This is a genomic window from Streptomyces sp. NPDC015661 (assembly GCF_043077765.1).
Lineage (GTDB): Bacteria > Actinomycetota > Actinomycetes > Streptomycetales > Streptomycetaceae > Streptomyces.
This window is the reverse complement of sequence record NZ_JBIBST010000002.1, coordinates 511487-525539: the sequence shown is the minus strand read 5'-3', so window position 1 is coordinate 525539 and position 14053 is coordinate 511487. Positions and strand designations below refer to the sequence as shown.

At 72.5% G+C, this 14053-nt stretch carries 8 protein-coding genes; 2 read left to right on the top strand and 6 right to left on the bottom strand.

Annotated elements, in window-relative coordinates:
- Window positions 1–12: 12 nt before the first annotated feature.
- Both ACF07V_RS06960 and ACF07V_RS06955 read right to left on the bottom strand, forming a co-directional pair.
- A complete protein-coding gene (locus tag ACF07V_RS06960) occupies window positions 13–2826 on the bottom strand; it encodes a molybdopterin-dependent oxidoreductase (protein WP_392151873.1) in 2814 nt (937 codons plus the stop codon).
- Window positions 2823–3659, bottom strand: coding sequence for an FAD binding domain-containing protein (locus ACF07V_RS06955; RefSeq protein WP_392151871.1), 837 nt, complete (start codon window positions 3657–3659; stop codon window positions 2823–2825). The genes ACF07V_RS06960 and ACF07V_RS06955 overlap by 4 nt, the downstream gene beginning before the upstream one ends.
- Window positions 3660–3886: 227 nt before the next feature.
- Here ACF07V_RS06955 and ACF07V_RS06950 point away from each other — a divergent pair, with 227 nt between their 5' ends.
- Entirely contained in the window at window positions 3887–5422 is a 1536-nt protein-coding gene (locus tag ACF07V_RS06950) for a PucR family transcriptional regulator (RefSeq protein WP_392151870.1), read from the top strand.
- 21 nt (window positions 5423–5443) lie between these two features.
- Here the strand turns inward: ACF07V_RS06950 and ACF07V_RS06945 are convergent, their stop codons facing one another.
- The 4 genes from ACF07V_RS06945 to ACF07V_RS06930 all read right to left on the bottom strand — a co-directional run bounded on the left by ACF07V_RS06945 (window position 5444) and on the right by ACF07V_RS06930 (window position 10964).
- Window positions 5444–5842, bottom strand: a complete 399-nt coding sequence (locus tag ACF07V_RS06945; protein ID WP_392151868.1) for a molybdopterin-binding protein — start codon at window positions 5840–5842, stop codon at window positions 5444–5446.
- 126 nt (window positions 5843–5968) lie between these two features.
- Window positions 5969–6922, bottom strand: a complete 954-nt coding sequence (locus ACF07V_RS06940) for a helix-turn-helix domain-containing protein (RefSeq protein ID WP_392151866.1) — start codon at window positions 6920–6922, stop codon at window positions 5969–5971.
- Between the two features lie 174 nt (window positions 6923–7096).
- Window positions 7097–8092, bottom strand: coding sequence for an alpha/beta hydrolase (locus tag ACF07V_RS06935; RefSeq protein WP_392151865.1), 996 nt, complete (start codon window positions 8090–8092; stop codon window positions 7097–7099).
- Window positions 8093–8141: 49 nt separating this feature from the next.
- On the bottom strand, window positions 8142–10964 hold the full coding sequence (locus ACF07V_RS06930; protein ID WP_392151863.1) for an AAA family ATPase: 2823 nt from the start codon (window positions 10962–10964) through the stop codon (window positions 8142–8144).
- A 203-nt stretch (window positions 10965–11167) separates the two neighbouring features.
- Between ACF07V_RS06930 and ACF07V_RS06925 the strand changes: the two genes are divergently transcribed.
- Window positions 11168–13930 (top strand): AAA family ATPase, encoded by a 2763-nt coding sequence (locus tag ACF07V_RS06925; RefSeq protein ID WP_392151861.1) that lies wholly within the window; start codon window positions 11168–11170, stop codon window positions 13928–13930.
- The last annotated feature ends 123 nt before the right edge of the window (window positions 13931–14053 follow it).

Here is a 14053-nt window from a genome sequence, read left to right as displayed (position 1 = left end):
CGAGTCGATCGCTCACATCCTCCCGGTGCTTCGACCGACGTTCCGTGCCTTCCGGTCGAGGGCGAGCCAGACGCGGTCACGGGTCACCGGCAGTTCGGTGAAGCGGATGCCCGTGGCGTCGCGCAGGGCGTTGGCGAACGCGGGAGCCACCGGGTTGAAGGGGCTCTCGCTCATCGACTTGGCGCCGAGCGGGCCGATCGCGTCGGACGTCTCGGTGAAGTGGACCTCGGTGCGCGGGACGTCCGCGTACTGGGGGAGCCGGTAGCGGCGGAAGGCGGCGGTGGTGACCTCGCCGCGATCGTCGATCCGGACGGTTTCGAAGAGGGTGGCGCCGAGGGCCTGGGCGACACCGCCCTCGACCTGGCCGCGGCACTGCATGGGGTTCATGACCTTGCCGGCGTCGGCGGCGTGAAGGCTGCGGAGGATGCGGATCTCGCCGGTCGCGGGGTCCACGGCGAGGCGGAACCACTGGGCGTTGAAGGCGACCGAGCGCGGAGACCCGCCCCAGTGGCCGTCGGCGGCGAGTTCCTCCGTGGCACCGAGTGCATGACCCGCCTCGTACAGCTCCTTGAGCGTGACGAGCCGGCCCGCGCAGTCGAGGGCCTCTGCTCCGAGGACGCACTGGTGGCGGGCGACGCCGGTGTGACGGGCGGCGAGCGTACGGAGGCGTTCGGCGAGGGAGGTCGCGGCGAGCAGGACGGCCTTTCCGGCGACGACGGTGCCGGCGGAGCCGAAGGCGCCGGTGTCGTGGCGGACGACGTCCGTGTCGGACTGGCGGACGGTGAGCCGGTCCTCGGTGGTGTTCAGGGCGCCGGCGGTGATCTGTTGGTGGACCGTGGTGGTGCCGTTGCCGAACTCGGCGGTGCCGACGGCGATGTCGTACCTGCCGTCTTCGAGGAGGGAGACACGGGCGTCTGCGAAGTGGCCGCCGGGCGGGCCGGTGGCGATCATCGCCATGCCGGTGCCCTGCCCGACCAGCCAGCCCTCGGGGGCCTCCCCGGCGCTGCGATCCTCGGCGATGGCCTTCCGTACGACCGACAGGCACTGGTCCAGGCCGTACGAGGCGATGTGCAGGTCCTCCTCCTCCCCGATCGGGCTGAGCATGGCCTCGCCCGGACCGATGACGTTCTTCTCGCGGAAGACCAGCGGGTCCATCCCGAGCCGGCGTGCGAGCTCGTCCATCACGGACTCGACGGCGAAGGTGACCTGGCCGAGGCCGTAGCCGCGGAAGGCGCCCGCCGGGACCACGTTGGTGTAGACGGAGTAGGCGTCGACCTTCTTGTGCGGGGCGCGGTAGACCGCGAAGGGCTCGCCGACGCTGTGGAACATCACCGCCGGGCCGTGGTTGCCGTACGCCCCGGTGTTGGACACCACCCGCATCTGGACGGCCGTCAGCCTTCCGTCCTCACGCGCACCCGCCTTGATAGCGACGGTGAAGGGGTGCCGGGTGGTCGCCCCGTAGAACTGCTCGGCGCGGGTGTACTCCAGCTTCACGGGCCGGCGCAGCTTCAGCGCGGCGAGCGTGACGACGTCCTCGGTGAGCATCTCCTGCTTGCCGCCGAAACCGCCGCCCACGCGTCCCGCGACCACCCGCACCCCGTCCTCCGGCAGGCCGTACAGCGCACACAGGGCGCGCCGGGTCAGGAACGGGGTCTGCGTGGACGAGCGGACCGTCAGCCGCTCTCCCGAACCGTCCTCCTTCGGCTCGAAGTACGCGACGCAGCCGTGCGTCTCCAGGCTGGCGTGCTGCACGCGCTGGGTGCGGAAGGTCTCCTCGTACACGACGTCCGCCTCGGCGAAACCCCGCTCGACGTCGCCGATCTCGCCGTGCACCTCGCCCGCGACGTTGTTCTCGACCCGGGCGATGCGCACGTCGGGCCCCTTGCCGTCGTGGACGACGGGCGCGCCGGGACGCATCGCCTCCTCCGGGTCGGTGACATGCGGCAGTTCCTCGTACGTCACCTCGATCCGGCGGCACCCCTCCTCGGCGGCCCGTTCGCTGTCGGCGACCACGGCCGCGACCCGCTGGCCGACGTGGCGGACCACGTCGTCCAGGACACGCGTGTCGTCGGGGTCCTCGGTGGGGTGCTCGTGCCGGGCGGAGGAGTACAGCGTCGCCGGGGCGTCCTCGTGGGTGAGGACGGCGACCACCCCCGGCACGCGCAGTGCGGCGGTGCTGTCGATCGCCAGGATCCGGGCGTACGGGTGCGGTGAGCGCAACAGCTTCATGTGGAGCAGGCCGGGGACCTCGACGTCGAAGGTGTAGCGGGCGGTGCCGGTGACGACCTGCGGACCGGCCGGCGCGCCCACGTTGCGCCCCACGGCCTGTCCCGCGCAGGGCCGTTCGGTGTGCTTCACCCCCCGGACGGCGTCCTCGATCGCCCGATAGCCCGTGCAGCGGCAGATGTTGCCCTTGAAGGCGCGCGGGAGGTCGTCGAGCTTGCCGTCGTCATGGCCGGAGCACCGTTCGGCCTCGAGTGCCGCGGTCGTCATGAGGAACCCGGCGGTGCAGAAGCCGCACTGGTAGCCCTGGGCGTCGAGGAACTTCTGCTGTACGGGGTGGAGTTCGCCGTCCGGGGAAGCCAGCCCCTCCACCGTGGTGACGGTGCGACCCTCGGCCCGTACCGCCGGGTACAGGCAGCTGTGCACGGGCTCCCCGTCGACGTGCACGGTGCAGGCACCGCAGTCACCGGCGTCGCAGCCCTTCTTCACCCCGAACCAGCCGCGCTCGCGGAGGTAGGTGCGCAGACACTGGCCGGCGCGCGGCTCGTCCTGATGGGACCGGCCGTTCACATGGAGCTGGAATCCCTCGGTCCGCGGGCTCATCGGACTCCTTCTTCCGTCAGGGTGATCAGTTCACGGCGGACTTCCTCGGCGAGGCGCAGGCCCATGTGCCTTCGCCATGCGGGGAGTCCGTGGATGTCGTCGAACCACTCGTCGGGCCGGACCGCCTCGTCGATCGCCAGGCGCAGGCGCGCGCGGTCCGGCGGCAGCGGGAACCAGAACCGGAACGGCCGTACGGTCGCGGCGCTGACCGTCACCGCCAGCGAGCCGTCCACCGGATCGAGCGTCCCGATGACCAGCGCGCCCGAGCGGCCCAGCCCGTACAGCGAGGCCTGCCGGAACGCCGTACGGCACTCCAGCGCCCGGGCGGGCAGGGTCACCGAGCGCAGCAGCTCGCCCTCCGCGAGGTCCTTGACGCCCGCGCCGGTGATGAAGTCGACGACCTTCACCTCGCGCAGCGAGCCGTCCTGCGCCTGGAGCAGACACGTGCCGTCGAGCGCGGCGGTGAGCGAGATCATCGGCCCGGCAGGCAGGCCGTTGCACAGGTTCCCGCCGATCGTCGCCATGTTCCAGATCTTGAACGAGGCCAGGAAGGCCCGGCAGCACTGCTCGAACAGCGGAGCCGCGGGCGCGTCCAGGGATCGCCGCCCGAAGCGGGACAGCTGCGCGACGGTGCACGTCGCCGCGATCTCCAGCGAACCGTCCTCGTGCCGGGTGAGCGGTTCCCAGCCCATCCGGCTCAGGTCGACCAACCGGCGCAGATGCGGCTGCGGCTCGGAGAAGAGGTAGGTGCCGCCACCGAGCCACGCGTCGCCGGGCCGCCACGCCTCGCGCCGACGGGCGTCCCTCACGTCCGCGATCGTGTTCAGATCCATCCCTACCCATGCCTTCCGACCGGTGCCTTCAGGCCAGTGAAGCCGGGGGAGACCGGCGGCACGACTGGACGCGAAGCCGGAAAACGTCCACCTCGCTGCGCCCTGCCCTGGAGGATCAACCAAGAGCTGTTTTGCACCTCTGCTCTGGCATCTACGATGTCTTGTCTCGCATTCGCCTCGTGAATGTGGGCGCGGGACAATCCCGCGACCGCGCTAGGAGCCTCTTCATGCACGTCGGCCATCTCCTCCGTCTCGACCGCCTGGACCTCTCCCTCGTCTGGGGCGACGAGGCGCTCCTCGGCCAGGACATCGGCGGCGTGACGGCGACGGACCTGGAGGACCCGGCGCGGTTTCTGCAGCCGGGGGAGATCGTTCTCAGCGGACTGGTGTGGTGGAGCCCCGACAGCGGTCCGGGCAAGACCGAGCGCTTCGTCTCCGCCCTGCGCGAGGCGGGCGCGGTGGCTCTGTTCGCCGGGGAGGAGACCCACGGAGAGGTGCCGCGACAGCTGGCCGAGGCGTGCCGGAAACACCGCGTCCCCCTGATCGCCGTGCCCGCGCACACGACGTTCCGGGCGATCACCGAGGCGGTCTACCTCCGGCAATGGAGCGAGCTGAGCCGCCGGCCCACCGACCACTTCGCCCTGCCGGAGAACGTCCGCCTGGACCTGGACCGCGCACTGGAGAACGGCGCCACGGCGGGTGATCTGCTGGTCCGGGCGTTCGCTCACCTCGGCATGCCCGCCTGCCACTTGCTGACCAGCAGCGGCCGCACGGTCGCCCGGACCGGCCCCGCCCGGACGGAACTCCCGGCCCGGCGGGCCGCGGAGCTCGTACGCGGCGCACACGGTACGACGGTACGTGTCGAGGCCGACGGCACGGCCTACGACACCTGGCACCTCCACCTGCCCGAGGCCGGCCAGGTGCCCCCGCGGATCCTCCAGGAGATAGCCGAACTCCTCGGGCGTCACCGGCGCCGCGAGGACCGGAACCGGGCGGCGAGCGGCGCGGCGTTCACGGAACTCGTCGACGCGGTGGGCGCGCCGCGCTTCGCCACCCACCGCGTGCGGACCGCGCTGGCCTCCTGCGGCCTCGCCGACAAGGCCGCGTACACCGTGGTCGTCGCGGCCTCGGACACGCTTGGTGAGGCCGGTGCTCCCGGCGTCGCCGCACTCACGGAAGCGCTGCGGCACGTCCCCTCCGTCGCGTTCGCGGTCGCCGACGACCCCGGGGGAGAGGCGACGGCCGTGATCGCGCACGAGAAGGAGGCGGCGCCGCGCGTACGGGCCAGGCTGGGCGACGCCTGGCCCTTGATCCACGGCTGCACCCCGGACATCACCCTGCACGCGGGTGTGAGCGGGCCCGCCGTCGGCCCCGAGGGGCTGAACACCGCACTGACCCAGGCCCGTTACGCCCTGGCCGCGGCCCGCACCGCGGCACCGTCGTCGTCCCACGTCGCCGGCCTCGGCGACCTCGACGGGCTGGGCAAACTGATGGCCGGCATCCCCGTCGACGTACGGAACGTCTACCGCGAGACCGTCCTCGGACCGCTCCTCGGCGCCGGCCGAGGGTCGAGCAGGATGCTCCTGGAGACCCTGGAGGTCTTCCTGGCACACGACTGCTCCTGGGCGAGAACCGCCGAGGCCCTCCACGTCCACGTCAACACGGTCCACTACCGCGTCGAACGCATCGAGACCATCACCGGCCGGGACCTGTCGCGGCTCGACCACAAGGTGGACCTGCGCGCCGCACTGCTCTGCCACTGACGGTCCGCGCGCCGGGACCGCTCAGGGCAGGTCGATGTGCACACTCGTCGACTTCACCCGGGCCGTCACCGTGACGCCGACATCGAGCCCCAGCTCCTCCACGGCCTCCCGCGTCACCAGCGAGACCAGCCGGTGCGGGCCCGACTGGACCTCCACCTGCGCGGCCACATCGTCCACCCGCACCCCCGTGACGATCCCCACGAAGGAGTTCCGGACGGAGGTCGACACGTCGTCCTCCGGAACCGCGTGGAGCCCGGCGCCCCGCTCCCGCGCGAAACGGGCCAGAGCCGCCCCTTCGATCACCCGCTTGCCGGCCCCGTCGCGCACCATGGCCAGCTTGCCGCCGTCCGCCCACCGGCGAACGGTCTCCGAACTCACTCCCAGCAGCTGCGCTGCCTGCCCAATGCTGTATGACGGCACCATCGCACTCTAGGCCACCCCCCCCCCCGGACCACGCGGCACGCGGGAGGACCCTCGTGGCGACGACGGTGCCGGCGTCCCGGAGCAGGTCACGGGTGACAGCCGCGCCCATCCGGCCGCTCCCGTTCAGACGTGTCGCGCGCTCGACTGCCATTCCCGGGGCGTCATCCCGTAGGCGGCGCGAAAGGCCCTGCTGAAGTGGGAAGGGCTCACGAAGCCCCACCGCTGGGCGACCGCCGACACGGCAGGTGCCGTCCTCGACTGCCCGGACAGGTCGCGTCGGCACCTCTCCAGGCGCTCCCGGTGGATCCAGCGGCCCACCGTGGTCCCTTCCGACTGGAAGAGCTTGTGCAGATACCGGACCGACATGTGGTGCGCGCAGGCGATCCTCTCCGGGGAGAGACCGGGATCGGGCAGGTGCCTCAGGATGTACTCCTTGACGCGGGCGAGCATGCCGCGGGCCGTTTCCGACACGTGGGGGTTGAGCTCCCCCTGCCGTTCGCGCACCAGAACCGTCAGCAGGTCCGTGGCCGTCATCGCGAGTTGCCGGCCCGTGTAGGGGTCGACCCCCGCCGCCTGCTCGGCCAGCCGTTCCAGATATCCGGCGACCAGTCCGGACGTACCGGAACGGCTGCTGAACACCGTCCCCGTGATCGCGCGCAGGTCGGCGTCCGACACCCCGAGCACCTGCTTCGGCACGCGGATCGCCGTGAATCGGAAGTCGTCCGGCTGCTCTCTCCGATAGGGCCGGCCGGCGTCGGAACAGGTGAAGGTGCCGGGCTGGACGAGGGCCTCCCGTCCGTCCTGGCTGAGCCGCGCGGTGCCCCGCTGCTGCAGGGTGACGGTCATGAACTCCCCGCCGCCCCTGGAGATCAGGTGGCCATGACGCGACACCGTCTGCGGGCCCGCCTCGACGACGGAGATCTGCAGGGGACCGAGCCGCTCCGTGGTGATCGTCCCCACCGAGGACTCGTCGTGCAGCATGACGTCCAACGGGATGAAGGTGCCGGAAACCAGGCTGTGCCAGTACTCCGCCCGTTCGGCGGGCGAGAGCGGCAACGTGGAAAGTGCGACTGGCATCATGACTCCTCGTCATGGTGGTGCGGACATCTGTGCGTCTCCTCCCGTCCAGTCTCGGAGCCTCCGCCGCCGCTGCCATCAGTCGTCCGACTGGCGCTCTGTTCAGTACCCGGCTTACGCATGCCGCTCGCCGGACACCGCGGCCGCGGGACGGGCCCGGCAGCCGCCCCGCCCTCATGCGAGATGAGCGCGCAGGAACACGCCACCCAGCCGCACCGCCGCCAGCGTCGGCGGACTGGTCCGCAGCGCGGTCAGCGACGCGAAGTCGTGGACCGTGCCCTGGAAGCGGGTGGCGGTCGCGGCGACGCCGGCACGACGCAGCCGGTTCGCGTACTCCTCCGCCTCGTCCCGCGTCACGTCGGCCTCCGCCGTGACGATCAGCGCCGGCGGCAGCCCGGCCAGGTCGGCCAAGCCCGCCCGCAGCGGGGCCGCCGTCGGCTCGTCCCGCTGGCGGGGGTCGACGGCGTACTGACGCCAGTACGCGCGGACGGCTTCCCGGGTGAGCGGATACCCCGTGGCGAACTCCCGCTGCGACGGGCTGTCACAGCGGGCGTCCGTGAGCGGGTAGTACAGGAGTTGGGCACGGATCTCCGGGCCCCCGCGCTCCTTCGCCAGCAGCGTGAGCGCCGTGGCGAGCGTCGCCCCCGCGCAGTCGCCGGCGACCGCGAGACGGTCGGCGTCGAGTCCGAAAGCCGCCGCCTGCCGCACCGTCCAGGTCAGCAGGGCGTAGCACTCCTCCAGGGCGACGGGATAGCGGGATTCGGGGGTGCGGCTGTACTCGGGGACCACGGCCGCCACGGCCGCCCGGCGCACCAGTTCGCTGACCAGCCACGCGTGGGTCTGCCCGTCACCCAGCATCCAGCGGCCCCCGTGGATGTAGAGCACCGTCGGTGGCGGGTGCGTGACGCCGGTCGGCCGGAAGATCCAGAAGCCCACCAGACCGGAAGGACCCACGGGCGCCGCGTGGAAGGTGGCGTCCACCGCGAAGTCCTCGATCCGATCGCCCTGGGACTCCCTCAACGCCTGCCGGGCGGTGTCGGGTTCGAGCTCGTGCAGAAACGGAGGCGCCGTCGAGGCGTCGACGAGCCGTCGTACGACCGGATCGAGGATCACGGGCGACGGCGGCTCGGCGCGTGGCTCCCGATCGTCGGCACCGGGGTCCGGCTGCATGCGGTCTTGCCTCTCGCTCGTGCCCCTGTGGATGGTGGTTCCTCGCACGTCAGCAGTCGTGCAGGAGGTCCCGAAGTTGGTGGCGGCTGCTGATGCCGAGCTTGGGATACACGTTGTAGAGGTGCGAGCCCACGGTACGCGGCGAGAGGAAGAGCCGCTCGCCGATCTCGCGGTTCGACAGGCCGCGCGCGGCGAGCCGCGCGATCTGCTCCTGCTGGGCCGTGAGTTCGGCCATCCCGTCGGCCCAGACGGAGGTGTCCGCCACTCCCGCCGCGCGCAGCTCGCCACGTGCCGCGTCGGCGAGGGCCCGTGCGTCGAGCCGGGTCGCGACCTCCAGTACCGCGGTCAGCTGGGCACGGGCCTCCACGGGCCTCCTGCGCCGGCGCAGCCAGATCGCGTAGTGCAGACGGGCCTGGGCCCGCTCCAGAGGCCAGGTGTCTCCCTCGGGGTTGACGAGGGCGAGCCGGAAGTGGTGCTCGGGATCCGCGTCCTCGTCGACGAGGGCAGCCGCGTGATGCATCAGCAGGGTCATCCGGGTCGTCGGCCGCTCGCCCTGGCTTCTGCGCACCTCGCCGAGGACGCGCGCCGCTTCCTGCTGCCGGCCGACGCGTTGTGCGGCGGCGGCCAGCTCGCTGATGGAACGCGCGGACAAGAAGGGAACGAGGGGCGAGCCGTCCTCCCCGAACAGGGCCCGCAAGTGGCGGAACGCGCGGTCCGCGTCACCGTGGGCCAGCGCCGTCAGGCCGCAGGCGCGCAGCATCCTGGCCCGGGTGGCCCCGTTCTCACCCAGGTTGACGGAGCGCCAGTGGGGGCCGGTGAAGGGGATGTCCGGCACGCTGTCGCCGCGCAGCGCGCACAGCGTCACCTCCAGGGCCTGGAGATCCATGTCGACACGGGGCAACCGGTGGACGACAGCGTCGGAGCGCCCTTCACCGATCAGGGCCTCGGCCTCCGGCCACCGCCCCAGGACGATGAGGGTGTCCACCTGGGCCGGCAGCGTCCACACCCGCGGGCCCCAGGCTCCGGGCGCATCGTGCTGGGTGCGCGCCCGCCGGTACATCTCTGCACAGGCCTCCGACGCGTCGGTGTAGTAGGCCACTGATGCGCCGGCCAGGAGGCGGGTCAGCTGACCCGGTCCGTCGAGCGGTCCGTCGGGCCGTCCGTCGGGCCGGGCGGCCGCCCGGCGGGACATGCCGGCACGGGCGTCGGGATCGACACCCACCGACACATAGGTCTCCAGGGCTGCCAGGACCCCGGGTCCGTCGAGCTCGGGATACAGGCCCCGGTACCCGGGTTCGGTGCGCCTCGCGGGTGCGGCGGTCCGCCGGGCGTGGTCGAGCATGCCCGGCAGCTCCCGCCGGTGCTCCGGCAGCCCTGACTGGTGGGCGATCGCCGCCGCGAGCGCGGTGAGCGCGAACGACGCGGTGGCCGTGCGCGGAGGCGAGTGCCGCCACACGTCGAGCAGGAGGTCGAAGGCCTCCCGCTGGAACGACAGCAGTGCCAGTGCGCTTGCCATGGCACAGGTCGCGATGCAGCGCAGCTCCGGGTCGCGGTTCAGCCGGGAGAACTCCGTGTAGAGGTCGCGGACCCATTCCGCATCCCCGAGATCGCTCGCCGCCACCATGGCGGCGGCGAGGCGCCGGGCCCGGTCCTCGTCGCTTCCGCTCAGTCGCGCCGCCTGCTCCAGAGCCTTGGCCGAGAGGAAGGGGTCTCCTGCCAGCCGGGCCTGTACGGCGGTGGCCTCCTCCAGGGACGAAGCCACCGCCTCGTCGGGGCCGACCGCCGCGGCGGCCAGATGCCAGGCCCGGCGTGCCGGGTTCTGTCCCCGTGCCGCCGCCAGATCGCGGTGTGCCCGCTGCCGCAGCTGCGCGGGCTGCCGGTGGAGCGCCGCCGTGCGGATCAGCGGGTTGCCGAACACGAGATGGCTGTCGGCGATGCCGATCAGACCGGCCTTCTCCGCAGCGGCCCATACGGTGAGGTCGTCGGTGCCCAAGGCGGCCATCACGGTGGGAAGCTCCTCCTCCCGCAGCGCGGCCGCGGCGTAGAGCAGCGCATGCTGCGTGTTCTCCGGAAGCGCGTCCAGGCGCGCGGCGAACATCTGCGGGATCCGTATGATCCGGCCCGCTTCGGCGATGACCGGCGGTGATCCGGTACCGGTGCGTGACGTCCGGTTCAGTTCGACGATCGCCAGCGGATTGCCTTCCGCCTGCCGGAGCAGCTCCAGTCGGAGCCGTCCCCCAGGGGCTTCGGGCTGCGCGTCCAGGAGCCGGGCCGCCGCGCCGGGGGACAACGGGCCGAGCCGTACGACAAGGAGATCCCCGGGGACCCCGGCCGGAGGAGTCTCGCCGTGTGCGGCGAACAGCATGGTCACGCCCTGCTGGGTGAGCCGCTGCTGCACGGAGAAGAGGACGTCCAGGGAGGCGCGATCGCAGTCCTGCACGTCGTCCACCGTCACCAAGAGAGGGTTCGCCCGAGCCAGACGGCTCAGGAGGGTCACGACCTCGGCGCAGGCCGCATGCCGCTCCTGCGGTCCGGTGCCCACACCCGGTTCGAAGACGGCACGGAGCGCGGGCCACCGGTCCTCCGGCAGAGTCTCCGGCGTATCGAGCACCGGCAGGAGCAGCCGGCGCAGCGAGGTGAAGGGCTGCGGTTCCTCGGCGTCCCAGCCCCGTACCGACAGGACCCTGATCCGACGCGCCGCGGCCGTCTCCGCGGCGAAGCGCAGCAACCGGGACTTTCCGGTGCCGGTCTCCCCGAGCACGAGCAGCGACCGAGGCGGACCGGAACGCTCGTCGAGGCACCGCAGGATCCGGTCGGCCTCCTTCTCGCGGCCGATCGGCACCGCCGTGCCGCCTGCTTCGAACTCCGTCATCGCACTCCGACTCCCCGTACAAGGCGCTCGTTCCCGCCCCTGAGGGGATGCTGGCAGGAGCCCCGGCCGTGCTGCTTCTGTCATGTGACCAGTCATGCCGGAAGAGGGCCTGGCAGGATGGCTTCAACGCTGTGAACAGGCAGTTCGCGGCCGGCACTGTCCACTGGGCGGACCGTTCGGCCGTGTGAAGGGCAAGGGAGAGCATGGACGTCGGCTCCATAGACACACGTACGCCGGGCATCCGGGGCAGGGCTCGCGAACTGGAGTGGATCGGGAGGCTGGTCGACGCCGCGGACGGCCCCGGCCCGAAGGTGCTCGTGCTGACCGGTGAGCCCGGGACCGGCAAGAGCACACTGCTTGACCACGCCGCCGCCGCGGCCGAGGCACGTGGTCTCCGTGTCCTCCGGGTTCGGGGGTGCGAGGGCGAGCTGGGCCTCGACCTCGCGGGAGCGCATCAGCTGCTGCGCCCGGTTCTCCGCGACGCCGAACGGCTTCCCGCGCGTCAGCGCAACGCCCTGCGGTACGCCTTCGGCGAGGACGACGGCGACGAACAGCAGACGCCCGACCCGCTCCTGATCAGGACCGGGGTGCTGACACTCCTTTCGGAAGCGGCGACGGAACGACCCGTGCTCATCGTCGTCGACGACGCCCAATGGCTGGACGTCGGCTCACTGGACGTCCTGGCGTTCGTCGCCCGGCGCCTCGAAGGCGAACGCATCGCCCTCCTGCTCGCCGCCCGGGAAGACGCGGTGCCCGTGCGCTTCGACCGCGATTTCCCCCATCTGACGGCAGGGCCCTTGGACCGGGCCGAGGCGGGCCTCCTGCTGGACGAGCAGCCGCACCCGCCGCGCGGCAAGGCCCGCGCCCGGATCCTCGAGCAGGCCTCCGGGAACCCGCTCGCGCTCATCGAACTCGCTCGCGCCCACGCCAAGGAACCGGCGGACCCCGGCTCCGACTCGATCGACTCGCTCGCCCTCACCGCGCGGCTGGAGCGCCTGTTCGCCGCCGACCTGCCCGACCTTCCGGAACCCACCCGGCGTGCGCTGCTCCTTGCGGCAGCCGCCGGTACGGACCGGCTCTCCGACGTCCTGCACGCGGCCCCTGGCCTGGACGAGCCGGACGTGTGGCGGCCGGCCGAACAGGCGGGTCTCGTACGGGTCGAGAGCGGCGACATCCGCCTGCGCCATCCGCTGGTCCGCGTCGCGATCCACCAGGCAGCCTCCTTCGCCGAGCGTCGCGAGGCCCACCTGGCGCTCGCGGCGGCCTTCGCACACGAACCCGACCGCCGGGCCTGGCACCTCGCCGCCGCCGCACTAGGACCGGACGAGGCGGTCGCCGACGCCCTGGCGGAGAGTGCCGAACGCTCCCAGCGCCGCGGCGGATACGCGGCCGCGGCCACCGCGCTGGAACGAGCGGCGGAACTCACCCCGGACCCCGAGCACCGTGCCGGGCGCCTGCTCGCGGCCTCCGCCGCCGCCATGTACGCCGGCTACCCGCAGTGGGTCGGCGACCTCGCGTCCCGCGTCGCCACGCTGACCGACGACCCCCGGATGCTCGCCGAGGCCTCCCTGCGCGGCGGCTGGTCGCTCGCCGTGACCCTCCGCCACGACGACGCGCTCGGGTTCCTGCTCCCCGTGGCCGAATCCATGGCCACCGCGGCACCCGAGCTGGCACTGGACGCCCTGGGGACGGCGTCCACCCCTGCCTACAACTCCGGAGACCCCTTCTACCGCACGGAACTCGAGCGCATCCGCACCCTGATCGCGCCGCGGCCCGACAGGAGCGACAGTCTCTGGACACAGCTCGTCAGCCGGCCGTTCGAGGGCCGGGGAGCGGCGCTGGAGCTCCTGACCCACAAGGTCGACAGCCTGCGGGATGCCTCCCTCCCCGATCTCGTCGTGCTCGGCGCCACCGCCTGGATCCTGGACGAGAGCGAGACCGCCGTGCGCCTCCTCGGCCAGGCCGTGGACCATCACCGCCGCGCCGCGACGGCCGGCACCAACTGCACGGTCGCCCAGGCGCTCGGACTCGCGTTGTTCGAGAGCGGAGCCTGGACGGCCGCCCGGTCCATGGCCGAGGACGCCTTCGGCCTGGCCGCCGAGGCGGGGGCCGACAACGTGTCCGTGGGATCGCTGATCCTCCAGGCCACGCTGCGCGCCGCCCGCGGCGACCACGCGGGCGCCCGGGCACAGGCCGCCGACGCCGTGCGCGGCACCGACCTGCGCTCGTCCCGCAGCCTCTACGTCCGTCATTGCCACGCGCTCGGCATGGCGGCGCTCGCCGAGGGCGACCAGACGACGGCGTACGAGCACCTTCGCCGCGCCTTCACCCGGGACCTCCGCCCCGCCCCCGTGCACCACCACGCCTCGTTCTACTACCTCGCCGACCTCGCGGCGGCCGCCGTTCGCGCCGGCCGGACGAACGACGCCCGCGCCGTGCTCCACGCCGCCGAGCAATCCCTGGACGCACCCCGCTCCGCCCGCCTTGACGCCATCGTGTGCCGTGCCTCGGCCCTGTTGAGTGAGTCCGACGACGCGGAGCCGCACTTCCGCGCGGCGCTCGCCGACCCGGCCGGCGCACGCTGGCCCTTCGAACACGCCTGCACGCTCCTTGACTTCGGCGAGTGGCTCCGTCGCCACCGCAGGGCCGCGGAGGCGCGCCCCCTGCTCAGTACCGCCCTGGAGATCTTCGAACGGCTCGACGCACGGCCCTGGATCGCACGCTCCATCGCCGAGCTCCGGGCGGCGGGCGTGTCCGTGGCGGACTCCACGGCACCGGAGGCGGTGGCCGGCCTGACCCCGCAGGAGCTGCAGATCGCCCAACTGGCCGCGGAGGGCCTGACGAACCGGGACATCGGTGCCCGGCTCTATCTGTCTCCCCGCACGATCGGCTTCCACCTGCACAAGATCTTCCCGAAGCTCGGCATCACGGGGCGCGCCCAACTGAGGGACGTCCTCGCCCCGTGAGGGGGCTGGAATCGCTCGTCGGGATTCCCTCCGCCGAATGGGTCGAGACCCTCCAACGAGGCGGACGACCTGTTCCGTTGCACCCCGCCCGCCCGGTCGTCCGGGCGGGCGGTTCCTTTCCCG

What these genes read in the sequence shown, in the direction of transcription:
- ACF07V_RS06930 (WP_392151863.1), bottom strand. Translation starts at nt 10,964, where the DNA reads ATGACGGAGTTCGAAGCAGGCGGCACGGCGGTGCCGATCGGCCGCGAG.
- ACF07V_RS06925 (WP_392151861.1), top strand. Translation starts at nt 11,168, where the DNA reads ATGGACGTCGGCTCCATAGACACACGTACGCCGGGCATCCGGGGCAGG.
- ACF07V_RS06960 (WP_392151873.1), bottom strand. Translation starts at nt 2,826, where the DNA reads ATGAGCCCGCGGACCGAGGGATTCCAGCTCCATGTGAACGGCCGGTCC.
- ACF07V_RS06955 (WP_392151871.1), bottom strand. Translation starts at nt 3,659, where the DNA reads ATGGATCTGAACACGATCGCGGACGTGAGGGACGCCCGTCGGCGCGAG.
- ACF07V_RS06935 (WP_392151865.1), bottom strand. Translation starts at nt 8,092, where the DNA reads ATGCAGCCGGACCCCGGTGCCGACGATCGGGAGCCACGCGCCGAGCCG.
- ACF07V_RS06940 (WP_392151866.1), bottom strand. Translation starts at nt 6,922, where the DNA reads ATGCCAGTCGCACTTTCCACGTTGCCGCTCTCGCCCGCCGAACGGGCG.
- ACF07V_RS06950 (WP_392151870.1), top strand. Translation starts at nt 3,887, where the DNA reads ATGCACGTCGGCCATCTCCTCCGTCTCGACCGCCTGGACCTCTCCCTC.